At 71.2% G+C, this 22,108-nt stretch carries 20 protein-coding genes; 7 read left to right on the top strand and 13 right to left on the bottom strand.

From position 1 onward, the window contains the following. Positions 1-57: 57 nt before the first annotated feature. The 7 genes from ACFY8O_RS25010 to ACFY8O_RS24980 are packed head-to-tail and all read right to left on the bottom strand — an operon-like array spanning position 58 to position 6,667. On the bottom strand, positions 58-894 hold the full coding sequence (locus ACFY8O_RS25010) for a sirohydrochlorin chelatase (protein ID WP_387905918.1): 837 nt from the start codon (positions 892-894) through the stop codon (positions 58-60). 5 nt (positions 895-899) lie between these two features. Then, the gene (locus ACFY8O_RS25005; protein WP_387905915.1) at positions 900-1,817 is read right to left on the bottom strand and encodes an ABC transporter permease; all 918 of its coding nucleotides are present in this window, start codon (positions 1,815-1,817) and stop codon (positions 900-902) included. Further along, entirely contained in the window at positions 1,804-2,607 is an 804-nt protein-coding gene (locus ACFY8O_RS25000) for an ABC transporter ATP-binding protein (RefSeq protein WP_387905912.1), read from the bottom strand. The genes ACFY8O_RS25005 and ACFY8O_RS25000 overlap by 14 nt, the downstream gene beginning before the upstream one ends. Positions 2,608-2,611: 4 nt before the next feature. Further along, positions 2,612-3,760 carry an aliphatic sulfonate ABC transporter substrate-binding protein gene (locus tag ACFY8O_RS24995; protein ID WP_387905909.1) on the bottom strand — a complete coding sequence of 383 codons (1,149 nt, stop codon included), beginning with the start codon at positions 3,758-3,760 and terminating at the stop codon, positions 2,612-2,614. Continuing rightward, positions 3,754-5,067: a sulfate adenylyltransferase subunit 1 gene (locus tag ACFY8O_RS24990; RefSeq protein ID WP_387905907.1), complete on the bottom strand. Its 1,314-nt coding sequence runs from the start codon at positions 5,065-5,067 to the stop codon at positions 3,754-3,756. The genes ACFY8O_RS24995 and ACFY8O_RS24990 overlap by 7 nt, the downstream gene beginning before the upstream one ends. 2 nt (positions 5,068-5,069) lie before the next feature. Continuing rightward, positions 5,070-5,984, bottom strand: coding sequence for a sulfate adenylyltransferase subunit CysD (cysD, locus tag ACFY8O_RS24985; protein WP_387905904.1), 915 nt, complete (start codon positions 5,982-5,984; stop codon positions 5,070-5,072). Continuing rightward, positions 5,981-6,667 (bottom strand): phosphoadenylyl-sulfate reductase, encoded by a 687-nt coding sequence (locus tag ACFY8O_RS24980; protein WP_387905902.1) that lies wholly within the window; start codon positions 6,665-6,667, stop codon positions 5,981-5,983. The genes cysD and ACFY8O_RS24980 overlap by 4 nt, the downstream gene beginning before the upstream one ends. Positions 6,668-7,235: 568 nt before the next feature. On the opposite strand from ACFY8O_RS24980, the gene ACFY8O_RS24975 reads away from it, so the two are divergent. Genes ACFY8O_RS24975 through ACFY8O_RS24965 form a run of 3 tightly spaced genes read left to right on the top strand, consistent with a single transcriptional unit; the run spans position 7,236 to position 11,892 of the window. Then, positions 7,236-8,924, top strand: coding sequence for a hypothetical protein (locus tag ACFY8O_RS24975; protein WP_387905901.1), 1,689 nt, complete (start codon positions 7,236-7,238; stop codon positions 8,922-8,924). Beyond that, positions 8,921-10,165 carry a hypothetical protein gene (locus ACFY8O_RS24970; RefSeq protein ID WP_387905899.1) on the top strand — a complete coding sequence of 415 codons (1,245 nt, stop codon included), beginning with the start codon at positions 8,921-8,923 and terminating at the stop codon, positions 10,163-10,165. Before ACFY8O_RS24975 ends, ACFY8O_RS24970 begins: the two co-directional genes overlap by 4 nt. A 44-nt stretch (positions 10,166-10,209) precedes the next feature. Beyond that, entirely contained in the window at positions 10,210-11,892 is a 1,683-nt protein-coding gene (locus ACFY8O_RS24965; protein ID WP_387905896.1) for a nitrite/sulfite reductase, read from the top strand. A 133-nt stretch (positions 11,893-12,025) separates the two neighbouring features. Here ACFY8O_RS24965 and ACFY8O_RS24960 read toward each other — a convergent pair whose 3' ends face one another. After that, positions 12,026-12,772, bottom strand: a complete 747-nt coding sequence (locus tag ACFY8O_RS24960) for a hypothetical protein (RefSeq protein WP_387905893.1) — start codon at positions 12,770-12,772, stop codon at positions 12,026-12,028. A gap of 326 nt (positions 12,773-13,098) precedes the next feature. Further along, the gene (locus tag ACFY8O_RS24955; RefSeq protein ID WP_387905891.1) at positions 13,099-13,617 is read right to left on the bottom strand and encodes a helix-turn-helix domain-containing protein; all 519 of its coding nucleotides are present in this window, start codon (positions 13,615-13,617) and stop codon (positions 13,099-13,101) included. Positions 13,618-13,738: 121 nt separating this feature from the next. On the opposite strand from ACFY8O_RS24955, the gene ACFY8O_RS24950 reads away from it, so the two are divergent. Further along, positions 13,739-14,230: a YbaK/EbsC family protein gene (locus ACFY8O_RS24950; RefSeq protein ID WP_387905888.1), complete on the top strand. Its 492-nt coding sequence runs from the start codon at positions 13,739-13,741 to the stop codon at positions 14,228-14,230. Continuing rightward, the gene (locus tag ACFY8O_RS24945; RefSeq protein ID WP_387905886.1) at positions 14,227-15,006 is read left to right on the top strand and encodes an SDR family NAD(P)-dependent oxidoreductase; all 780 of its coding nucleotides are present in this window, start codon (positions 14,227-14,229) and stop codon (positions 15,004-15,006) included. The genes ACFY8O_RS24950 and ACFY8O_RS24945 overlap by 4 nt, the downstream gene beginning before the upstream one ends. Positions 15,007-15,155: 149 nt before the next feature. Here ACFY8O_RS24945 and ACFY8O_RS24940 read toward each other — a convergent pair whose 3' ends face one another. Then, complete coding sequence (locus tag ACFY8O_RS24940; protein ID WP_387905883.1) at positions 15,156-15,740, bottom strand: TetR family transcriptional regulator; 585 nt, start codon at positions 15,738-15,740, stop codon at positions 15,156-15,158. A 140-nt stretch (positions 15,741-15,880) separates the two neighbouring features. Between ACFY8O_RS24940 and ACFY8O_RS24935 the strand changes: the two genes are divergently transcribed. Beyond that, positions 15,881-16,747, top strand: a complete 867-nt coding sequence (locus tag ACFY8O_RS24935) for a class I SAM-dependent methyltransferase (protein ID WP_387905880.1) — start codon at positions 15,881-15,883, stop codon at positions 16,745-16,747. Positions 16,748-16,939: 192 nt separating this feature from the next. Here ACFY8O_RS24935 and ACFY8O_RS24930 read toward each other — a convergent pair whose 3' ends face one another. After that, the gene (locus tag ACFY8O_RS24930; RefSeq protein ID WP_387905877.1) at positions 16,940-17,821 is read right to left on the bottom strand and encodes an NAD(P)-dependent oxidoreductase; all 882 of its coding nucleotides are present in this window, start codon (positions 17,819-17,821) and stop codon (positions 16,940-16,942) included. Positions 17,822-17,918: 97 nt separating this feature from the next. On the opposite strand from ACFY8O_RS24930, the gene ACFY8O_RS24925 reads away from it, so the two are divergent. Further along, positions 17,919-18,293: a winged helix-turn-helix transcriptional regulator gene (locus ACFY8O_RS24925; RefSeq protein WP_387905874.1), complete on the top strand. Its 375-nt coding sequence runs from the start codon at positions 17,919-17,921 to the stop codon at positions 18,291-18,293. A 206-nt stretch (positions 18,294-18,499) separates the two neighbouring features. On the opposite strand, the gene ACFY8O_RS24920 is transcribed toward ACFY8O_RS24925, so the two are convergent. Next, positions 18,500-19,528 (bottom strand): LacI family DNA-binding transcriptional regulator, encoded by a 1,029-nt coding sequence (locus ACFY8O_RS24920; RefSeq protein WP_387905870.1) that lies wholly within the window; start codon positions 19,526-19,528, stop codon positions 18,500-18,502. Then, complete coding sequence (locus tag ACFY8O_RS24915) at positions 19,525-21,924, bottom strand: glycoside hydrolase family 2 protein (RefSeq protein ID WP_387905867.1); 2,400 nt, start codon at positions 21,922-21,924, stop codon at positions 19,525-19,527. Before ACFY8O_RS24915 ends, ACFY8O_RS24920 begins: the two co-directional genes overlap by 4 nt. Positions 21,925-22,108: the final 184 nt, after the last annotated feature.

The raw sequence follows: 22,108 nt of genomic DNA, 5'->3' as shown, positions 1-22,108 counted from the left end.
CTTTCACTGAGGGATGTGACGGCACCGGACCGGCCGGTCCGGTGCGGCGGGCGCCCGTCATGCGAACACGCCCGGGTGACGCCCGCCTGACGACGGGCTGATCGGCGCCCCGGCCGGCGTGCGCGCGGCTTCTCCGCGGCCGTCGGCCTCTGTCGGCCGGCCGGCTTCCGCGTGGCCCGTGGCCCCCGCCTCCCACCGGTCGACCAGGAGCCGGGCCAGCTCCGGCGCGGCGCCGAGAACCGGGGCCACGACCTCGGCTCCCGCCTCCCGCGCGCCGAGGAGGACGCGGTCGGCCAGGCGGCCGGGGGCGATCATGTACGGAGCGACGGCCACCCGGTGGACGCCGTCGGCGCGCAGGGCCCGCACCACGTCGGCGGTGCGGGGCAGCGGGCCGGAGGCGAACGCGGGCCGCACGGCACACCAGCCGGTCTGCCGCAGCTCCCGCGTGACGTCGGCGATCACCGCCGACGCCTCCGGAGCCGTGGAACCCGCCGAAGCGAGCACCAGCCCCGTCGAGGGCGGACCGCCGGGGCCCAGCCCCGCCTCCTCCAGGCGTCGTTGCAGGGCGGTCAGGAGGAGGGGGGAGGGGCCGAGGACGTCCGCCTGGACGACGCGCAGCGCAGGGGGAGCCCGGCGCAGTGCGGCCGGCAGGTCGGACTCGGAATGGAAGGCCCGCGTCAGCAGGAGGGGGACGACGACGACCTCGCGTACCCCTTCGGACGCCAGCCGTTCAAGGACGCGGGGTACCGACGGGGTGCCCAGGGCCAGGAAGGCCGTCTCGATCCTCAGGCCGGGCCGGAGCGTCCGGGCCAGGGTGGTGAGCGCGTGCACGGTCGCGGCGTGCCGGGGGTCCCGGCTGCCGTGGGCGACGACGAGGCCGACGGGATCCCTCATCGCGGTCACCCTTCGGTGAGCAGCCCGCGGCTGCGCAGCACCCGGCGCTCCAGCGGGCAGAAGACGAGCAGGTCGACGGCGACGCCGACCAGCAGGATGAGGGCGATCCCGAGGAAGACGCCCGGCAGGTCGATGCTCTCCCGCGCGTTCTCCAGGTACCGGCCCAGACCGACCCCCAGGTCGGGCGAGGAGGCGATCAGTTCGGCGGCCATCAGCGAGCGCCAGGAGAAGGCCCAGCCCTGTTTGAGCCCCGAGAGGTAACTCGGCAGGGCGGCCGGCATCAGGACGTGCCAGGCACTGCGCCACCCCGTCGCGCCGATGCTCCTGCCGACCTTGAGGTGGAGCGGCGGTACGTGTCGGATGCCGGCGGTCAGGCCGTTCGCGATGGACGGCACCGCCCCCAGCAGGATGACCGCGTACATCGCCGAACTGGTGAGCCCCAGCCACAGCACCGCCGCCGGGACCCAGGCGACCGACGGCAGGGACTGCAGTCCCGACAGCACCGGCCCCAGCGCCGCGCGGATCAGGGCGACCCGGGCCACGATCAGCCCCAGCGGTGTGCCGATCGCCACGGCGACGAGAAAGCCCAGCAGGCCCCGCCGCACACTCGTCCAGATGATCTCGAACAGCGAACCCTGGAGCCACAGGTACCGGAAGCTGTCGGCGACCGACGCGGGGCTCGGGAGCTTGTCGGGCGGGGCCACCCCGGTGCTGACGGCCAGCTGCCAGGAGGCCAGCGCCAGCACGGTGGCGAACAGGGGCGGCAGCACCTTGCGGCGCAGCCGGCTCCACAGGGGGGTGCGGCGCACCGGCACGGAGTCGAGGGAGTCGAGCCCCGCCTCCACGTCCGCCAGGTCCTCCGGAGAACCGGGCACCGCCCGCCGGTGGGCGGCTGCGCCGTGTCGGGCCTCAACGCCGGGCATGGCGGCGGATCTCCCCTCGCAGGCTCTCGGTGATCTCGACGGACAGCTCGGCGACGTCCTTGTCCTCGATGCGGCGCGGCTGCGGTATGCCGATCGTCCACTCGCGTGCGATGCGGCCGGGCCGCGACGACAGGAGGACGACGCGCTGCGCGAGCCGTACAGCCTCGCGCACGTTGTGCGTGACGAAGAGGACGCAGACCCCTGTCTCCGACCAGACCCGGGTGAGTTCGTCGTGCAGCACGTCACGGGTGATGGCGTCGAGAGCCGCGAACGGCTCGTCCATCAGCAGGACGTCGGAGTCCTGGGCGAGGGCCCGGGCGAGCGCCACCCGCTGCCGCATCCCGCCGGACAGCTCGTGCACCCGTTTGCGATGCGCCCCGCCGAGGCGTACGAGTTCGAGCAGCCGCTCGGCCTCCGCACGGCGCTCCGCCCGCTTCACGCCGCGCAGCCGCAGGGTGAGTTCGATGTTCTTCCCCGCCGTGAGCCACGGGAACAGCGCGTGTTCCTGGAACATCAGGGAGGGTCTGCGCCGGAGCGGCAGGTCGATGCGTCCTGCGGTGGGCAGGTCGAGTCCGGCGATCAGGTTGAGCAGGGTCGACTTGCCGCAGCCCGACGCGCCGAGCAGGCAGAGGAATTCCCCCGCCCCTACGTCCAGGTTGATGTCCTGCAGCACGGGGGCGGCGCTGCCGTCCGTACCGAAGGACTTGTGGACGCCGGACAGCCTGACTGCGGGCGTGCCGGAGCCGGCGGGAGGGGGGCCGAGTCGCTCGGCGGTCGGGGCCGGGATCATCCGGTCACCTCCGGGGGGTCGTCTGCCGGGTGTCGGTGGGTAGGGGCTGCTCGTCCGCGGGCAGCGGCGGCCTGCCGTCCTGCCGCAGAACGCGGTGGAGCGGGCCGAGGTCGTAGATGCCGGTGAGGTCGGCCTCCTCCAGGAGCCCCGCTCTCACCGCGTGGTCCGCCTGGGTGCGGAGTGTGGCCGGCATGGGGTCGTTCGTGACCTCGATGGACGCCCAGGCGGGATCGAGGACCTCGGGCGGCAGCGCCCGGCCCGTGAGTCTCTTCAGGGCGGCGTTGGCGGAGGCCTTGGCGCGGTCGCCGTCGGCCGCGATCCAGGCGTTGGTCCGCACCGAACCGCGCAGGACCGCCTCGACCACGTCGGGGTGCTCGCCGAGGAACGTGCGGGACACGATCACATGTGTGGTGACGAAGGAACCTCCGGGCCACAGGTCCGACTCGTCGAGCAGCACCGAGGCACCCTCGGCGACGAGGTACGAGGCGGTGGGCTCGGGCATCCAGGCACCGTCCACGGCGCCGGTCCGGTAGGCGTCGGGCGCCACCTTCGTCCCCGTGCGCACGACGGAGACGTCGCCCTTGCCGCTCTGGGCGTCGACCTTCCAGCCCTTCTCGGAGACCCAGTTGAGGAACGCCACGTCCTGGGTGTTGCCGAGCTGCGGGGTGGCGATCCTCTTGCCCTCGAGGTCGTCCAGGGTCTTGATCTTCTCCGGGTCCACCACGAGTTTCACTCCGCCCGAGGCGGACCCGGCGATGATCCTGAGCGCGTTGCCGCCCGTCCTCACATAGCCGTTGACCGTGGGGGACGGGCCGATCCAGGCGATGTCCACCGAGCCGGCGTTGAGCGCCTCGATCTCGGACGGGCCCGCGGTGAAGGTCGACGTACGCAGCCGGGTACCGCCCAGCTCGCGCTGGATCAGCCCTTCCTCCACTCCGACCAGGGCGGTGGCGTGGGACAGGTTCGGGAAGTAGCCGATGCGGACCTCGTCCACCGAGAGCGGGTCGCCGGGCAGGGCGGCCGGCACGGCGTCCGAGGGCCGCTCGGAGCCGTAGCCGCAGGCGGCCGAGAGCAGGAGGGGGAGGACCGTGGCGAGAGCGAGCCGGGAGAGCCGGGTGCGTGACCGCGTGGGTCCACCCGTCGCGGTCAGCACGGCCGCGCCCGTCCGAGGGCCTGGACGGTGAAGGCCTCCCCGGCCATGCCGGCGGTCAGGGTCGTGCCGTCGGCAGGGTCGATCAGCAGGAACGAACCGGTGGCGCGGGACAGGTGGTAGGGGTCCAGGGCCAGCTCCTCGGATGCGTGGACGACGACGCGGCCGATGTCGTTGGCCACGAGCTTGCCGGGGGCGGGGTGCTGCGAGAGGTCGTCCAGGGTGAGGCGTGAGGGGATGTCCTTGACGACGGCTTTGACGGTGCGGGTGGTGTGCTTGAGGAGTACGCGTTGGCCGACGGTGAGGGGCTGGTCGGCGACGTGGCAGACGGTCGCCTCGACGTCCTGCGTGGTGGCCGGCGTGTCCGAGGCCGGCGCGATCAGGTCGCCGCGCGAGACGTCGATGTCGTCGGCCAGGCGGATCGTCACCGACTGCGGTGCCCAGGCGATGTCGACGCTCTCGCCGAGCGCGTCGATCCCCTCGATCGTGGTGGTGCGTCCGGAGGGCAGCACGGAGACGCTTTCGCCGACGCGGAAGACTCCGGCGGCGATCTGGCCGGCGTATCCCCGGTAGTCGGGGTGCTCGGCGGTCTGCGGACGGATCACGTACTGCACCGGGAAGCGGGCGTGGCAGGCGGTGAGGTCGTGGCTGACCGGCACCGTCTCCAGGTGCTCCAGGACGGTGGGGCCGCCGTACCAGTCCATGTGGGCGGAGGGTTCCACGACGTTGTCGCCGGCGAGCGCGGAGATCGGGATCGCGGTGATCTCCGGGACGCCGAGGGAGGCGGCGTAGGCGGTGAACTCCTCGGCGATCGCGGCGAAGACGGGCTCCGCGTAGTCCACGAGGTCCATCTTGTTCACGGCGAGGACGACGTGAGGGACGCGCAGCAGGGCGGCGACCGCGGCGTGGCGGCGGGTCTGCTCGACGACGCCGTTGCGGGCGTCGACGAGTACGACGGCGAGTTCGGCGGTGGAGGCGCCGGTGACCATGTTGCGGGTGTACTGCACGTGGCCGGGGGTGTCGGCGAGGATGAACCGGCGCCGGGGGGTGGCGAAGTAGCGGTAGGCCACGTCGATGGTGATGCCCTGCTCGCGCTCGGCGCGCAGCCCGTCGGTCAGGAGGGCCAGGTCGGGTGTTTCCTGGCCGCGGTTGGTGGAGGCCAGTGCCACGGCTTCGAGCTGGTCGGTGAGGACTGATTTTGAGTCGTGCAGGAGGCGTCCGACGAGGGTGGATTTGCCGTCGTCGACGGATCCGGCGGTGGCGAAGCGCAGGAGTGTGGTGGCCGAGAGCTGCTCGGTAGTGGTGGTCATGGTTAGAAGTACCCCTCGCGCTTGCGGTCTTCCATCGCGGCCTCGGACATCTTGTCGTCGGCGCGGGTCGCGCCTCGTTCGGTGAGGCGGGAGGCGGCGATCTCGGTGATGACGGCGTCCAGGGTGGTGGCGTCGGAGTCGACGGCGCCGGTGCAGGACATGTCGCCGACGGTGCGGTAGCGGACCTGGCGGGTCTCGACCTTTTCGTGGTCCTTGGGGCCGCCCCAGTCGCCGGCGGTGAGCCACATGCCGTTGCGGTTGAAGACTTCGCGCTGGTGGGCGAAGTAGATCTGGGGGAGTTCGATGCCTTCGCGCTCGATGTACTGCCAGACGTCGAGTTCGGTCCAGTTGGAGAGGGGGAAGACGCGGACGTGTTCGCCGGGGGCGTGGCGGCCGTTGTAGAGCTGCCAGAGTTCGGGGCGCTGGCGGCGGGGGTCCCACTGGGAGAATTCGTCGCGGAGGGAGAAGACGCGTTCCTTGGCGCGGGCTTTTTCCTCGTCGCGGCGTCCGCCGCCGAAGACGGCGTCGAAGCGGTGCTGCTGGATGGCCTCGGTGAGCGGGACGGTCTGGAGGGGGTTGCGGGTGCCGTCGGGGCGCTCGCGGAGGGTGCCGGCGTCGATGTAGTCCTGGACGGAGGCGACATGGAGGCGCAGACCGTGCTTCTCGACGGTGCGGTCGCGGTAGTCGAGGACCTCGGGGAAGTTGTGCCCGGTGTCGACGTGCAGGAGGGTGAAGGGGATCGGGGCGGGAGCGAAGGCCTTCAGCGCGAGGTGCAGCATCAGGATCGAGTCCTTGCCGCCGGAGAAGAGGATCACCGGCCGCTCGAACTCCCCCGCCACCTCACGGAAGATGTGCACCGCCTCCGACTCCAGCGAGTCCAGATGGCTCCGTACGAGGACCGTCGGCGTCGGCGTCATCCGTGTAACCCGCATTCGGTCTTGCCGCGCCCGGCCCAGCGCCCGGCCCTGGCGTCCTCGCCCTCCCGTACCCGCCGGGTGCAGGGCGCGCAGCCCACGGAGGCGTAACCGTCCGCCAGCAGCGGATTGGTCAGCACACCGTGCTCGGCGATGTAGGCGTCCACGTCGGCCCGTGTCCACCGCGCGACGGGCGAGATCTTCACCTTCTGCCGGCCCCGGTCCCAGCCCACGACCGGAGTCGTCGCCCGGCCCGGCGAGTCCTCACGGCGCAGACCCGTCACCCACGCGTCGTACGGAGCCAGCGCGTCCTGGAGCGGCTCGACCTTGCGCAGCGCGCAGCACAGGTCGGGGTCGCGGTCGTGCAGGCGCGGGCCGTACTCGGCGTCCTGCTCGGCCACCGACCGGCGCGGGGTCACCGTGACGACGTTGACGTCCATCACGGCGTCCACCGCGTCCCGGGTGCCGATGGTCTCCTCGAAGTGGTAGCCGGTGTCGAGGAACACCACGTCCACACCGGGCATGACCCGGGAGGCGAGATGAGCCACCACCGCGTCCTCCATGGACGAGGTGACGCAGAAGCGTTTCCCGAAGGAGTCGGCGGCCCACCGCAGCACCTCGGTCGCCGAGGAGTTCTCGAGTCTGCGGCCCGCATCGAGGGCCCACTGCTCAGATATGCGCATCATTGGCTTCCTTGGTGAATCCCCGGGTGAGGAGTCCGAGGAAAGAGAGCTTGAATGCGCGCAGGCACGCCATGCATTCCCAAGCTCCGCCGGCGTCGTTCGACGGCCGCAGATCCTCGTCTCCGCAATATGGGCAGTGGAACGGTGCTACGCGCTCGCTCACGGACCCTCCAACTGGCTGCCGACGGCAGGGGTCCGCCAGGCGATCAGGGAAGTCCAGCGGCTGGTGTCGGAGTCTCGTCCCCGTCCCACCCTGTGCAGCGCGAGCAGATTAACGAGGCCGGTATACGCGACGCTGACCTCGGGCTGATCGCGATCGGCAGGCGGCTCTCCCGTCCGGTATCCCGGCCCTCTCCTGCGTCAGTGCGGAGCCAGCCGTACATCAGACGTCCGTCAGCGGGCCCTGCGACAGTTCACCGGAAACATTTCGCAAAAGATTTGACGGCGAATTCGGACCGTTCCGGAGCCGGGTCGCAGAAATTCGAAAGGGGTGCAAGCAGAGATGCCGACGGGCAGACTCCGAAGTAATACAGCGGCGCGGCGTGCCGTGGTGGGACTCATGGCGCTGGGGATGGCCACCGGACTTCTGTCCGGGTCCGGCCAGGCGGCGGACACTCCCGTCACCTCGACATCCCGGTTCGAGGCACGGGACGGCGTCACCTACACCGCCACCAACCACCTGGTCCGCGCCGCCTCGGGCCCCGGCCGCGAATGGCTGCTCGCCTGGGCCGGCTCCGAGGACCCCTCGGCGCCCGACTTCCTCACCGTCATCGACGCGACCCCCGGCTCACGTTCGTACGGCAAGGTGGCCAACACGGTCACCACGGGGCCGGGCACAGGCAACGAGCCGCACCACATGCAGTACGTCTGGCACAAGGGCGACCGCCTCTACGCGGGCGGTATCTACTCCGACACGACGTTCGTCTTCGACACCCGAGCCCTCCCGGAGCTGAAGCTGGTCGGCGTCAACACGCCCACGGACACCCCGTGCGGGACGCTGCCGGACGCCTACCAGGTGCTTAAGGACGGCACCGCCTACGGCACCTACATGGGCGGCCCGAACGTCACCGGGAACTGTACGTACACCAACGGTGAGGTCAGGGAGGGCAACGGCGCCGGCGGGTCACCGGGCGAGATCGTGCACATCGGCGAGGACGGCCGCACCCTGGCCGAGATTCCCGCCGCCACCGAGGAGGGGGAGGACCCCAACCGGTGCGCCAACGTGCCCTCCCTGGAGAAGGCCACCTGCGCCAACCCGCACGGCATAGCCGTCCGAGAGGACCTCGACCTCATGGTGGCGAGCGACTTTGCGGAGGCGAGAAGCGTCGCGGCGCCCGGCGCCACGGCGAAGTCGGCAGCGGCGTCGGGCCCGACCGTGGCACGCCAGACCGTGCGCGTCTTCGACATCAGTGACCGCTCCCGGCCGGAACTGCTCTCGGTCACCAAGGTGCCCGACGGGCCCCGCGCCCCGCTGGAGGCCTCGGCGACCTTCGCCGAGTCCCGCGTCGTCATGGAGACGGCACTGCCGAACAAGCCCGGGCACCGGGGGGCGTTCGTCTCCTCCATGGCCGGCGGCGCCGTCTTCTACACCCCGGACATCGCGGCCGGGAAGCCCGAGTGGAAGGAGGTGTTCGACGACACCACCGCCTACCGGTCCTTCCAGGAGGACGAGACCGTCACCGGAGGCGGCGACAACTCCAGCTGGCTCGCGGTGAGTCCGGACGACCGCTACCTCTTCCACACCGTGATGGGCCAGTCGACCCCCTACGGGAAGCCGCTCGACAAGACGACCGGCATGCTCTACGTCCTGGACATCCAGAAGCTGCTGCGTTCCGGCAACTCGGCCCGGTGCTCGGTGGACCAGCTCCACGAGGTCTCCGAGGGCGGCGACGAACGCGACTGCCCCGAGCTGGTCGACGTCATGCCGATCCGCGATGTCACCGACGGCGGTCCGCACTGGGGCGCGATGGACAACTTCGCCCGCGACGGGAAGGGGAAGTACCGCGAGACCGACCGGATCAGGCGGATCGCCACGTCCAACTACTTCATCGCCGGCACCTTCGGCGGCGGTGGTGACCACCGGGTCTGCATGTTCGACCTGGACGCGAAGGGCAAGATCTCACCCGACCGGTCCTTCCGCGACGAGGTGACCAAGAAGCCCTGCGTGAGCTTCGACCGGCAGTCCTGGCCCCACGGCGCCACCGGCAACAGCAGACCGCACGGGGTGCTGTTCGTGGTCAGCGATCGTGCCCTGCGGTGAGAGACACCACCCCCCTGCACGAGGTGACCGCGGCCGGAGCACCCCTCGGTCACCTCGGGCAGTCCCTCGTACCGGGCGGTGACCTGCTCCCCACCGCCCTCGTCCTCGCCCTCGGCCTCGGCGGCGGCCTGCTCATGATCCGCAGCGGCAGGATGCGCCGCCGCGCGGTCAGCGCCGGCTACTTCTGCCTGGTGCTCGCGGTCGCCGTCCTGGTGAGCCTCGCACCCGCGCGGACACCGGATTCCGAGGCGGCACCCGCCGCGGGCAGCCCGGTGCAGGCGGTCTTCCAGGCCGGCGCGGAGGCCGTGACCGTCACGGTCGTGCCCAACCGTCCGGGCACCAACCTGGTCTCCGTGACGACACCGAAAGCCTCCGCGGGCACCGATCGCGACCACCTCGTCGCCGGCCGGCGGTGGCCGGGCAGCACACGCACGTGGGTGACCGTGGACCTCGCCCCCGGCCGGAGCAGCCTCTGGGTCGAGACCGGCGGCGTGGTCGGAGAGGTAGAACTGGACACCGGCCGCGGTGAGGAGGAGTCCCGCCCCACGCTGGCCGGTCCGGACGGCCCGGAGTGCGCCAGCGCCGTGGTCGGAGCCGCGGCGGCGTCCGCGGAGCCGGAACGGCCCGTCACCTGCCCGGCCGACCGCCTCTCCGCGCAGGACGCGTCGGCCCTCGGCGCGACCGTCCGCCATCTGAGGGAGCGGGGCGAGAAGACCCTCGCGCTTGCCGAGGACGCCTCCCCGCGGGGTGCCGGCGCAGGCGAGGTGGTGCGGTCCGAGGCCGCCCGGGCGGGCCTGCGGGTGGTCGGACCTGAGGAGGGGCGCCACCCCCTGGTGATCGTCTCGGGCTGGTCCGGGGCGGACAGGACGATCAGCGGGGTCACGGGCGAGACGATCGAGGCACGCGGCACGTACCTGGCGCCCTGGCTGCTGACCGCACCGGCCCTGAAACCGGCGGCCGGGCAGCTCATCGCCCTGCGGTACTCCCCACGGGACCCGATGCCCATGCGGTACGTGACGGCCCTGGCCCGGCGCTATCCCGGGGAGCAGCCCACCGCCGTCGGCTACGAGGAGTGGCAACGGGCGCTGGGCGGCGTCCGGCAGGCCCCGGCACAGCTCTACGCGGCGGCGGTGGCCTACCTCCCGGGCTCGGGAGCCGGGGGGACGGGGCACCACGGAGCCGCCGGGACGAACTGGCTGCCCGACGGGATGATCACCCCGGTCACGGGCCCCATGGCGTAGCAGCAACGGCAGGCACCACCCGTACCCCTCAGGGAGGGAACCGCATGACCACGCCATCCGCAGGCCGGCCGCAGCAGGCCGGGGCGCGCCATCACGGGCAATGGGCCCTCGGCCACCGTGACCCGCTCAACCCCAACGAGCGGTTCAAGAAGGCGGAGGACCCGTTGCTCATCCGCCGGCGCGTGGAGGAGATCTACGCCCGGCAGGGGTTCGCCTCGATACCGCCCGACGACCTCAGGGGACGGTTGCGGTGGTGGGGGCTCTACACCCAGCGGCGGCAGGGGATCGACGGCGGGCGTACGGCGGTGCTGGCGCCCGAGGAACTCGACGACGAGTACTTCATGCTCCGTGTCCGGGTCGACGGGGGGCAGCTCGACCTCACGCAGCTGCGCACGATCGCGGACCTCTCGACGAGGTACGGCCGCGACACGGCCGACATCACCGACCGGCAGAACATCCAGCTGCACTGGGTGCGGATCGAGGACGTCCCCGAGATCTGGCGCAGGCTGGAGGCGGTCGGGCTGTCCACGACCGAGGCCTGCGGGGACTGCCCGCGGGTGATCGTGGGCAGTCCCGTCGCCGGGGTGTCCCAGGACGAGGTCGTGGACGCCACCCCCGCAGTCAGGGAGATCGTCGACCGGTTCGTGGGCGATCCCGAACTCTCCAATCTTCCGCGGAAGTTCAAGACGACCGTGGGCTGGCTGCCGGACGGGCCCTACGAGACCAACGACCTCGCCTTCCTGGGAGCCGTGCACCCCGTGCACGGTCCGGGCTTCGACGTCCGGGTGGGGGGCGGCCTGTCCACCGCGCCACGGCTGGCCGAGCGGCTGGGCGTCTGGGTCCCGCTGGACGAGGTGCCGGAGGTCTGGCTCGCCGTCGTCCGGCTGTTCCGCGAGCACGGATACCGGCGGCTGCGCAATCGGGCCCGGCTGAAGTTCCTCGTCGCCGACTGGGGCGTGGAGCGGTTCCGGCAGGTCCTGGAGGAGGAGTTCCTGGGCCGGCCCCTGCGCGAGGGCCCCGCCCCCGCCCTGCCTCCCGTGCCCCTCGACCACATCGGCGTCCACCACCAGAAGGACGGGCGCCACTACGTCGGGGTGGCACCCCTGGCGGGCAGGGTGTCCGGCACGTGCCTTGCGGCGCTCGCCGACATCGCGGAGCTGCACGGCTCCCAGCGGATACGACTCACGCCCTACCAGAAGCTGCTGGTGCTCGACGTGGCAGATCCGGAGCCGCTCGTGCGCGACCTGCGTGATGTGGGTCTGGAGGCGGAACCCTCCTCCTGGCGCCGTTCCACGATGGCCTGCACGGGCATCGAGTACTGCAAGCTCGCCATCGTCGAGACGAAGGGCCGCGCCGCACAGCTGGTCCATGAACTGGAGAAGCGCCTTCCGGAGACGAAGGCGGAGATCACCGTCAATCTGAACGGCTGCCCGAACGCCTGCGCCCGTACCCAGGTCGCCGACATCGGCCTCAAGGGGCAGCTGGTCGCGGGTCCCGGCGGCCACCAGGTCGAGGGCTTCCAGGTGCACCTCGGCGGAGGGCTCGCGCTGGCCGGGAACGGGAGCCCCGGCTTCGGGAGGAAGCTGCGGGGACTGAAGACCACCGCGGAGGAACTCCCCGGTTATGTCGAGACCTTGACCCGGCGCTACCTCGCGGGGCGGGCGGACGTCACGGAGACCTTCGCACAGTGGGCTGCCCGTGCCGACGAGGACGACCTGAGGCCCTGAGGGCGCACCCCGGCGGCCGGGAGGGGGCCCCGACGGCCCACCCCTCGCGGTCGCGGGGGACCCGCCGTGTGCGCCGGAGCGGACCGGGCTGTGCCTACGGGACCGGGGTGCCACCCGGTCCCGTGGCCACGGCTCAGCCGGCGGCCCGGTGGGAGGGGCGGGGCGCGGCGGGCAACGGGGCCTGCGCCGTTCGTGTCACGTCGCCGACCAGTTCCACCACGTCGGGCCCGTACGCCTGGGAGTTGACCACCTTCAGCAGCAGCACGAAGGAGCCGCCGCGGTGCTTGCGCTGCAGCTTCTCGTGGTGGCGCACCAGGTAGCGCGAGGCCGCCTGATTCGTGATGGCCCGCTGTCCGCACAACAGGAAGACCGGCCGCGTCTCCTCATTGCCCGTCAGCCGGGCCAGCAGGACGTACTCGCTGGTGCCCGCCTCCAGCCGGTAGCGCTCCGATCCCACCTGGAACGCGGCACGGTCCGGGCCGGGCTCCGGGGTGAGGTTGATCTTCACCCCCGGCAGCAGCGACTGGAGGTGCGCGGCCATGCGCCGGTTGGAGGCGGGCCCGCCCACGCAGAACTCCGTACGCTCGCCGAAGCCCTGCTGCGCGGTGTCGTGGGAGACGATCTGGGCGTGTGCCGAGCAGTCCTTGATGAGTGCCGAGAGTTCCAGCAGGGCGAAGACGTCGTGGCGGTGGACCGCGCCGTCACCCCCGGCCTCGCGGTTGACGACGAGCAGGCACTCGGAGTTGTCCGGCAGCCCGAAGAAGGCCTGCTTGCGCCGGAGTTTGCGCCGCCACAGATACGTGCGGGCGAGCCAGCCGAGGGTGGCACTGATCCCGGCGGCTATGAGGCCGAGCACGATGTTGCGCACGTCGTCATTCATGAGCGGGCATAGTAGCGGTCCGCCGGGACGCTCGGCCGGGGCGGTCCTGACGGTCGGTGCGAGGCGGCGTGCCTTCGCAGACCTTCCCGGACAGGTTCGGCAGAAAGCCGGGGGCGAGCGGTGGGCACCCGGACAGCCATCCGCTGGTTGGTCGGCGCGGTCACGGCGAGTGCGAGACCAGGGGGACGTGCTGCCCCTGCACGTCAGAAGCGGGCCGCTGCGGGGTCGCCGACCAGAACGTAGCCGAACAGACCGAGGCGGAACGCCGCGCCCGGCGACAGCAGCTACCGACCGCCGTCGGCCCCGGCGGGGGCCCGATGAGGGTTTCACCGGGGGTAGCGCACGATCAGCAGAGCCTCGACGTCTCCGGACGGCGCTTCGTACACGTGCGGCACGTCGGCGGCCCAACTGGCGTGCATACCGGGGCCGATCCGGGCAGGAGCGGAGACTGCGCCGACGCGCGCGGTGCCGGCGAGGACGATGATGTGCTCCGTCGTGCCGGGGGCGTGGGCGGCGGACTCCTGCGTCGTTCCGGCGCGAATGCGCACTCGGTAGGTTTCCGTGACCGCCGCGGCAGCCTCGAATCGCTCGGTGAGGACGGCGTCCACGGCATGACCGGAGATCTTGGTGGGGATCGCGAGGTTGTCCAGCGCGGTGCTGAGCGGCACTTTGAGGGCGGTCGTCAGGGCGTAGAGCGTCTCCAGAGTGGGATTGCGCCGGCCGCTCTCCAATTCGGAGAGCGTCCCTTTGCCGATCTTGGACCTGCGGGCCAGCTCGGACAGGGACACCCCCTGCGCTTGGCGCAATTCCCTCAGGCGCAATCCGACGCGGGCAGCCAGGTCCATGGTGAGCTCCTCCTTGTCGCCGAAGCCAGTTGCTCCGGTGCCGCCGGAGAACTATCGTTCCACATACGGAACGTTCTGTATATGGAACACATGACGGCGCGACCTCGCGTGAAGGAGTCTCATGGTGTCTCAGGAAAACGCGTCCCTGCCCGTCCGAAGCATGCAGGTGGCCCGCGCGCTCGCCGCGGCCGGTGTCGAGGGGCAGGTCCGGGAGCTGGCGGAGTCGACGCGCACGGCAGTCGAGGCGGCCTCGGCCCTGGGGTGCGACGTAGGTGCGATCGCCAACAGCCTCGTGTTCATCTCCGACGATGACGCCGTCCTGGTCCTGACCAGCGGTCAGCACAAGGTGAACACCGCCGCACTCGCCACCCGGTGGGGACGCGGAAAGCTCCAGCGCGCCACTCCCGAGCAGGTGCGCCAGGCCACCGGACAGGCGATCGGGGGAGTGGCCCCGGTCGGCCACCCCCGAGCACTTCCCACCGTGGTCGATGCGGCTCTCGTCGATCACGCCCAGGTCTGGGCCGCCGCCGGAACCCCCCGCACGGTCTTCCCCACCACCGCTGGAGAACTCGTCCGGCTCACGGGTGGACGTCTGCTCCCGGTCGGCCCATGACGAAGGGGCCTGTCGGGCCGGGGACGGATCTGTCCGGGCAGGTGGCTCTGGTCACCGGGGGCTCGACCGGGCTCGGCCGGGCCATCGCGCTCGGCCTGGCGTCCGCCGGATGTACGACGGTGGTGGCCGGCAGGCGGCCGGAGGCCTGCCGTCAGGCGGCGGCCGAGATCGCTGCCCGGACGGGCCGTGCTGCCTCGGGTCTCACCTGCGACGTGACCAAGGAGGACGAGGTTCACCACCTCGTCGAGGAGATCGTCACCGAGTACGGCCGTCTTGACGTGCTGGTGACCAGCGCCGGGATCCAGGCCCGAGGCGACCTCGGGGCGCTCGACGCTGCCACGTTGCGTCGCTGCCTGGACGTCAACGTCGTCGGAACCTTCCTCGCCTGCCAGGCCGCTGTGCCGGTGATGCGCAGGGCCGGATACGGCCGCATCGTCACCTTGGCCAGTGCTCTCGGGCTCGTCGGTGCCGCAGGCCGGTCAGGCTACGCGGCCAGCAAGGGCGCGGTCATCCAACTCACCCGCAGCCTCGGTGCCGAACTCGCCGGCACCGGCATCTGTGTCAACGCGCTGGCTCCAGGCCCCTTTCGCACACCACTGAACGACGGCATCGATGACGACCCGCAGGTACGGGACTTCCTCGATCACCAGGTCCCCATGGGGCGCTGGGCCGACCCTGAGGAACTGGTCGGCGCGGCGCTCCTGTTGGCCGGCCCGGCGGCCTCCTACCTCACGGGCGCCGTACTTCCGGTCGACGGAGGCTGGACCGCCCACTGACAGCGACGGCCTCTGGCTGACAACATCTGCGCAGGGTTCAAGCGCCCGTCGTACGGTGACCTGCCGTGACCGGTCCGGCGACAGGGAGCCCCCACCCGGCCCACCCCTCGGACTCACCGCAGTCTGCGGCTCGTGTGGCCCTTCCTTGGCTAGCCGTCCACCATCGCGGCCACCAGGCGCCCCAGGGCCGGTCGTGGGTCCGGCGTGTCGGGCCTGCCGGTCATCAGGAGGTGGTGGGCGGTACCGACGATGGCGAGGGCCACGGTGTCCGGGGCGATGGTTCCCGCCACTCGGCCCAGCCCTTGCTCGGCCTTCAGGTAACCGGTGATGGCCTCCTGGATCGTGGTGAAGCCGGGCGCCCCGCCTTCGAGAGCCTCGCGGATACGCAGCGCGGCGGCGGGGCGGGTCATGGCCAGGCCTGAGATGGCGGGACCGCCGGAGTCGAACAGCGCGAAGGCGACGGCTTCGAGGTTGTGCGCCACCGTGCCCTGGCCGGCGAGTCTCGACAGTGCCCGCGCCTTCGCCGCCGTCCGTGCGAACCGGTCGAGACAGAGCTCGGCCACGAACTCGTCGAACCCCGCGAAGTGCGTGTGCAGCAGCCCCTTGGCGCAGCCCGCTTCGGTCGTGACGGACCGGCTGGTGAGTGCGCCGGGGCCCTCTCTTTCCACGACGCGCTCGGCGGCGGCGAACAGCCGTTCGCGTACGTCCGGGGTCGCCACTCCGCGCGGTGCCATGGGTTCCTCCCTCAGTTCCGACTCCGCCGCCCTCGAAGAGCACAACCGCTCGGATGGTAGCGGGGATTGCCGGTTTGGGCGCACGCCCATACAGTTTGGGCGCACGCCCATTCTCCGTCATCCACCGTAGGAGGCCCTCCGTGCCGGACATCGTCAACACCGAACAGGCACAGGCGTGGAACGGCTCCGAAGGAGCCCACTGGGCCCGCAACCAGGACCGCTGGAACGCCGTGAACGAGGGCTTCGACGAGCCGCTCCTGGACGCCGCCGGTATCACCGAGGACCACCGGACCCTCGACCTCGGCTGCGGCTCGGGCCAGACCACGCGCCTCGCTGCGCTCCGGGCACCGGGAGGCCGCGCGCTGGGCCTCGACCTGTCAGCCCCGATGCTGGCCGAGGCCCGAGCCCGCGCCGAGCGGGAGAACATCGGCAACGTTTCCTTCACGCAGGGCGACGCGCAGGTCCACCCGCTCGAAGCGGGCTCCTTCGACGCGGCGATCAGCCGCTACGGGGTGATGTTCTTCACCGACCCCGTAGCCGCCTTCGGCAACGTAGGCCGGGCGCTGCGCCCCGGCGGGCGCCTGGCGTTCGTCTGCCCGGCCGAGGCCGCGCTCAACGACTGGGTCACGGCAATGGCATCACTGCGTGACGTTCTGCCGGTCGGTGACTTCGGGCAGCCGGGGGCGCCCGGCATGTTCTCCCTGGCCTCGCCCGACCGCGTCCGAGTCGTCCTCACCGCAGCCGGATTCACCGGCGTCACCCTCAACCAGGCGCAGGTGTACGGCGTGTGGGGGCGCGATGCCGGAGACGCGGCGGATTTCCTGCTGGGAACCGGCCCCGGTCGCCACCTGATGGAGCAGGCCGACATGACCACACGGGCCCATGCCCTCCGCACGCTGACGGACCACCTGCGCGCCCACGAGGCAGCGGACGGCACGGTCCGGCTGCGCAGCACGTCGTGGCTGGTCACGGCGTCTCGCCCGACCGACCCGTCCGGCAGGCCCTGACCCACCCCGGTCGGTGGCAGGACAGGAATCCTCAACCGCGTGCGGTCCTGCTGGACGCGAGGGGCCGATCACTTCGCCATTCATCGATGCCCACCGTGGCGCCGCCCCGAGCCTGTCGCGAAAGTGCTTGGTCACAGCTGCTCGTCGGGACCTGTGACCAGCACGGTCGCTTCTCGTTCGGCACGTGGCCGGTCAGTGGACCAGCAGGTCGATCACGCCCGTCAGGTCCTCCTCGCCGCTGCCCTCGGCCAGGCGGCGGCGCATCAGCTCGAAGTAGGGGCTGAGCAGTTCCGGGCTGACCCCTTGCTGTTCGGCGGTACTCAGGAAAGTCGGTGTGCCGGCCACCTGCATGGCGAGGTTGGAGACGACACCCTTGGTGTAGTCACCGCTCCGCAGCTGTTCGGCCGTCTGGTGAACTGCCGGGGCCATCGCGACGAGCCAGTCGGCGAGCAACGGGGCGAGCGCCTCGGGGTCGATGTCCTCGTTGCGGATCAGCGCGAAGGCGTGCGCGGATCCGGCGAACATCCCGTACATGGCGCTGAGCAGGGCCACGTCGTGCAGGGCCGCGAAACCCGCGTTCTCGCCGACGTAGGTGGTGCCGGCCGGTACGGCCAGGGTCTGCTGGTGCCGCTCGAACAGCTCTGGCGATCCGCTGTAGAACACGTAGCCGCCGGCTTCCGGGACGCCGATCATCGGAGGGACGGCCATGATCCCGCCGTCCAGGTAGCGTGCGCCGCGCTGGCGGGCCCACTCGGCGCGGGCGCGCGCCTGGGCAGGGGTGCTGGTGGTCAGGTTGACCACGTCCTTGTCGGTCAGGTCGGTGCCGGCCAGCACCTTGTCGACCGACGTGTCGTCCAGTAGGCAGACGACGACCAGGGCGTTGGCTGCGACCGCCTCAGCGGCGGTGTCCGCGACCCTCGCCCCCTCGGCGGCGAGCGGCGTGGCGCGGGCCGGGGTGCGGTTCCAGACCGTCAGCGGGTGGCCGGCGGCAAGCCAGGTACGGGCCAGCGCGGTCCCCATCACGCCGAGGCCCAGCAGCGTCACGGGTGTCTTCTCCACAGTGTTCTGTGCCATGCCGACTAGGCTGGCCGCGAGTCCGGAGGCGATCAAGTACGCACTTGGCAGTGGGTGGTTACCCCGGGGTGAGCGAGCACGTCGGAAGGGTGGGGGGATGACAACGCTGAACCGGCCGGGCACACCGGACGGGCATGTCTGCGGGATCGACACCGCGATGGAGGTGATCGGCGGCAAGTGGAAGGTGCTGATCCTCTGGGCGCTCCACGAACACCCCTGCCGTCGCTTCGGCGAGCTGCGTCGGCTGCTTCCGGGGATCACGGAGAAGGTGCTGGCCTCTCACCTGCGCGAGCTGGAGGCGGACGGTGTCGTGCACCGTGTCTCCTACGACGAGGTGCCACCCCGCGTCGAGTACTCACTGACCGAGGAAGGCAAGCGCCTCAACGACGCACTCCAGCCGCTGGCCGCCTGGGGGCGCGAGCGGCCGGCCGGTCGAGGACCGGAGGAGAAGGCAGGGCGGCGTCTGTCGTGAACGTGCCGGTCCAAGCCGCTCGTTGACGGCCGCGACCAGCGCGGTGGCCTCGTAGCGGACGGCGAGCCCGTCGTGTCGAGTGGCCACCGCCCTGTGGCGCTTCGAGCGGCGCACCACCCCGAGCCGGGAGAGTCCCGGCGCCGAGCGCCGCGTTCGTGACGCATGCGCCGGGGGACGCGCCTGTGTTTCGCTGCGGGTGGGGCGGCTCATTCCTGGGGAGCTGGTGCGGTGGATCCTCTCGGTGTGAGCGAGGGAGTGGAAACCTGGAGAGCTCCGGTATGCGTGCCCTCGATCAAGGAGAAGAGAGTGCGGGCCACCTCCGCACCGAAGTGGTGGACGTCATGGCTCATGGCAGACAGGGTGGGGTGGGTGATCCTGCACAGCTGGGAGTCGTCCCATGCGAGCAAGGAGACATCGTCCGGGACGACGAGACCCATCTCCGCCACGACGCCTGCTCCGGCGACCGCCATGATGTCGTTGTCGTAGATGATGGCTGTGGGACGGTTCGCGGAAAGGAGGAGGGAACGCGTCGCGCGTGCCCCTTCTCGTTCGTCGAATCCGGTCGCGATCTGCCGTCCTTCCTCGAGCCCCAGCTCGCGCACCGTCGAGGCGAAAGCTGCGGCTCTGATGGCGCTGTGCCCGAACCTGGCCGGCCCGCCCACCCGCGCGAGCCGGCGGTGCCCCAGGGCGGCCAGGTAGCGCACGGCTTCGGCCGTCGCTGTGGCGTCGTCCGTCCACACCGCGGGAAAGGAGCCGGTCAGCGACGGGTGTCCGACAGCTACGGCCGGGAGACCGACGGCCTGCAGGGCCGGAACCCGCGGATCGTTTTCCTCGAAGTCGACGAGGATGCCACCGGCGATCGTCTGACTGCGCCACCACGTCTTGTAGAGGTCGATCTCCTCGTCGACGTCGCGCACCAGCCTCAGGAGCAGTGAGCACGACCGCTCGGCCAGGATGCTCTCGATTCCGGAGATGAAGTCCATGTAGAACGGTTCGAGGCCGAGCAGCCGGGCCGGGCGGCACAGGGCGAGGCCGACGATGTCGACTCGCTGGCTGGAGAGGCTGCGCGCCGTCTGGTTCGGTGCCCAGCCAAGGTCTCGGGCTGCCTCGAAGATCCGCTCGCGCGTCGCCTCGGAGACACCCGGCTTGCGGTTGAACGCCAGCGAGACTGCGCCTTTGGACACGCCGGCCCGGGCCGCGACGTCCTTGATGGTGATGCGGGCAGGGCTGTTCACTTCGTGTCCGCGCAGAACAGGGCGGCCCGTACGGCGTCCGGCGTCACGCTGCCGCAGCCGGACACGCGGATCCGGGTCTCTTCGCCGGGGAGCAGGGTGGTGAGACCCCGGTCGGCGCGGGCTTCGGGGCCGAGCCGGTCGGCCTGGAGGAGGAGGTCCCTGACAAGGGTATGCGCGTTCACCACGACGTCGACCTTACCGCCGTCGCCCTCGACCGGTTCCAGGAAGACGTCATAGTCGGGCCGCGTGTAGGAGAACTCTCTGTCCGGTACCGGGAAGTGGAGGGCGCGCAGACCGTCCGCATCGGCGACGAGGAACTCCTTGGTGGTGTGTTCGTCGGGCATGACCCCGGCCGGAACCGGGAGCCGCAGGACGGAGCGCGCGGCGACGACGACCTCCTGCACGCTGCGGCCGAGAGCCGAGCCGTCCGCTTCCGTGCGGCGCAGTACCACCGTGGTGTGCCACTCGGTGGCGGACTGGTTGACGAGGGCGAATACCAGCCCCTCCTCGGCGGGTTGCAGTGTCAGGAGCCGGTCGGCGTAGACCCGGCGCAGCTCGTGGTGGAGCGGCTTGGGGCGGCCGTCCCCGTCGATCGCGGCCCAGGAGCTCACCGGCCAGCAGTCGTTGAGCTGCCAGACCACGGTGCCCGCGCAGATGGGCCAGTGGGAGCGCCAGTGTTCGATGCCTGTGGCGACGGCTCGGGCCTGGACGACCTGGGTCAGGTAGTGCCAGCGGTCGAAGTCGTCGTCAGGGAGCACGAAGTGCCGCGCGACGCCGCGGTTGAGCTTGCCGTTGCCGTCCTCGGCCTTCTGGTGATGCAGCATGCCGGGGGAGTCGGGGGCCAGCGCCTCCTCGGGGAGCGCGCGGCGGAGTGTGGCCATGGCGGGCGGCGCCTGCCATCCGAACTCGGCGACGAAGCGGGGGACGTTCGCCCGGTACTCGGCATAGTCCTGGCGGTTCCAGACCTCCCAGGAGTGGTACGTGCCGTGGTCGGGGTCATTGGGGTGGTGGTCCCACGATCCGGACCACGGGCTGCCCGCGGCGTAGGGGCGGGTGGGGTCGAGTTCGGCGACCAGGCGGGGCAGCAGACCCAGGTAGTAGCCCTCGCCCCAGGAGTCGCCCGCGAGGCCGGGCTCCCAGTCCCAGTCGCGGAAGCCCCAGAGGTTCTCGTTGTTGCCGTTCCAGAGGACCAGGCTGGGGTGCGGCATGAGGCGGACGACGTTGTCCCGGGCTTCGGCCTCCACCTCTCCTCGCAGCGGCTGCTCCTCCGGGTAGGCCGCGCAGGCGAAGAGGAAGTCCTGCCAGACCATCAGGCCGAGTTCGTCGCAGACGTCGTAGAAGGCTTCGTCCTCGTAGATGCCGCCGCCCCAGATGCGTACGAGGTCGACGTTGGCGTCGGCCGCCTGGCTCAGCCGGGTGCGGTAGCGCTCGGGGGTCACGCGGGAGGGGAACACGTCGTCGGGGATCCAGTTGACGCCCCTGGCGAACACGCGCTCGCCGTTCACGACGAGGGTGAAGCCCGAGCCCCGCGCGTCGGCCGTGCGGTCCAGTTCGACGGTGCGGAAGCCGATGCGCCGGTGCCAGGCGTCCAGCTGCCCGTCGTCGTCGGACAGGGTGACGTCGAGGCCGTACAGCGGCTGGTCACCGTATCCGCGCGGCCACCAGAGCCGCGGCTCGTCGACCGTCAGGCGCAGCACGGCCTCCTCGCCCTCGAAGCGGACCTCCGCGTGCTCTCCGGCGACCGTGGCGCGCGCCAGCAGACTCCTGGCCGCGCCGCGGGCCGTACGCTCCACCTGGAGCCGGATCTCCACACTTCCCGTGCCGCCGTCGACGGTGACCAGCGGGCGCACGGACGCGAGCCGCGCCGTCGACCAGTGCTCCAGCCGTACGGGTCGCCAGATGCCCGCGGTGACGAGCGTCGGTCCCCAGTCCCAGCCGAAGCTGGAAGCCATCTTGCGGATGTACTGGAAGGGCTCGGGATAGACGTTGGGGCGGTCTCCTGTGACTGCCCGGACCGCTTCGGCCTCCTCGTAGGCGGAGGTGAAGTGCACTTCCAGCTCGCCGGCCGCTCCGGTGACGTCGAACCGGTAGGTGCGGTGCATGTTGCGGGTGCTGCCGACCTCGCGGCCGTCGAAGGTGATCCGCGCGGCGGTGTCCAGGCCGTCGAAGACGAGGTCGGTGCGCTCGTGCCCGCTGTCGTGCGACACGTCGGCGACGTAGGACCACGCACGTCGGCCGACCCAGGCGACGTCGGTCTCGTTGAGGTCGAGGAAGGGGTCCGGAATGACTCCGGCGGCCAGCAGGTCGGTGTGGACACAACCGGGGACCTGGGCCGGCAGCAGCTCCTGGCCGTGGCGCAGGCTCCAGCCGTCGTCGAGCTGGGTGACGTCCTTCATGTGCGGCTCCAATCGCCCGAATTCGCGCGCTCTCAGATGGATGACGGCACACAACCTAACCCCTCGATTGATCACTGTCCATAAACCGGTCTAGTAACGAAACCGTCATGCAGGAGGCGTCGATCCGCCTCATTCGACGCTTGATCGCAACACATGGTAACGATTAGGCATCGTCGCGGAAATA

Source organism: Streptomyces argenteolus, from assembly GCF_042902585.1.
In the GTDB taxonomy this organism is placed as follows: Bacteria; Actinomycetota; Actinomycetes; order Streptomycetales; family Streptomycetaceae; genus Streptomyces; species Streptomyces argenteolus.
The sequence above is the reverse complement of the archived record's forward strand: the minus strand, read 5'-3'. Positions and strand labels throughout refer to the sequence as shown.

What these genes read in the sequence shown, in the direction of transcription:
- ACFY8O_RS25010 (WP_387905918.1), bottom strand. Translation starts at nt 894, where the DNA reads ATGAGGGATCCCGTCGGCCTCGTCGTCGCCCACGGCAGCCGGGACCCC.
- ACFY8O_RS25005 (WP_387905915.1), bottom strand. Translation starts at nt 1,817, where the DNA reads ATGCCCGGCGTTGAGGCCCGACACGGCGCAGCCGCCCACCGGCGGGCG.
- ACFY8O_RS25000 (WP_387905912.1), bottom strand. Translation starts at nt 2,607, where the DNA reads ATGATCCCGGCCCCGACCGCCGAGCGACTCGGCCCCCCTCCCGCCGGC.
- ACFY8O_RS24990 (WP_387905907.1), bottom strand. Translation starts at nt 5,067, where the DNA reads ATGACCACCACTACCGAGCAGCTCTCGGCCACCACACTCCTGCGCTTC.
- cysD (WP_387905904.1), bottom strand. Translation starts at nt 5,984, where the DNA reads ATGACGCCGACGCCGACGGTCCTCGTACGGAGCCATCTGGACTCGCTG.
- ACFY8O_RS24980 (WP_387905902.1), bottom strand. Translation starts at nt 6,667, where the DNA reads ATGATGCGCATATCTGAGCAGTGGGCCCTCGATGCGGGCCGCAGACTC.
- ACFY8O_RS24975 (WP_387905901.1), top strand. Translation starts at nt 7,236, where the DNA reads ATGGCCACCGGACTTCTGTCCGGGTCCGGCCAGGCGGCGGACACTCCC.
- ACFY8O_RS24965 (WP_387905896.1), top strand. Translation starts at nt 10,210, where the DNA reads ATGACCACGCCATCCGCAGGCCGGCCGCAGCAGGCCGGGGCGCGCCAT.
- ACFY8O_RS24960 (WP_387905893.1), bottom strand. Translation starts at nt 12,772, where the DNA reads ATGAATGACGACGTGCGCAACATCGTGCTCGGCCTCATAGCCGCCGGG.
- ACFY8O_RS24955 (WP_387905891.1), bottom strand. Translation starts at nt 13,617, where the DNA reads ATGGACCTGGCTGCCCGCGTCGGATTGCGCCTGAGGGAATTGCGCCAA.
- ACFY8O_RS24950 (WP_387905888.1), top strand. Translation starts at nt 13,739, where the DNA reads ATGGTGTCTCAGGAAAACGCGTCCCTGCCCGTCCGAAGCATGCAGGTG.
- ACFY8O_RS24945 (WP_387905886.1), top strand. Translation starts at nt 14,227, where the DNA reads ATGACGAAGGGGCCTGTCGGGCCGGGGACGGATCTGTCCGGGCAGGTG.
- ACFY8O_RS24940 (WP_387905883.1), bottom strand. Translation starts at nt 15,740, where the DNA reads ATGGCACCGCGCGGAGTGGCGACCCCGGACGTACGCGAACGGCTGTTC.
- ACFY8O_RS24930 (WP_387905877.1), bottom strand. Translation starts at nt 17,821, where the DNA reads ATGGCACAGAACACTGTGGAGAAGACACCCGTGACGCTGCTGGGCCTC.
- ACFY8O_RS24925 (WP_387905874.1), top strand. Translation starts at nt 17,919, where the DNA reads ATGACAACGCTGAACCGGCCGGGCACACCGGACGGGCATGTCTGCGGG.
- ACFY8O_RS24915 (WP_387905867.1), bottom strand. Translation starts at nt 21,924, where the DNA reads ATGAAGGACGTCACCCAGCTCGACGACGGCTGGAGCCTGCGCCACGGC.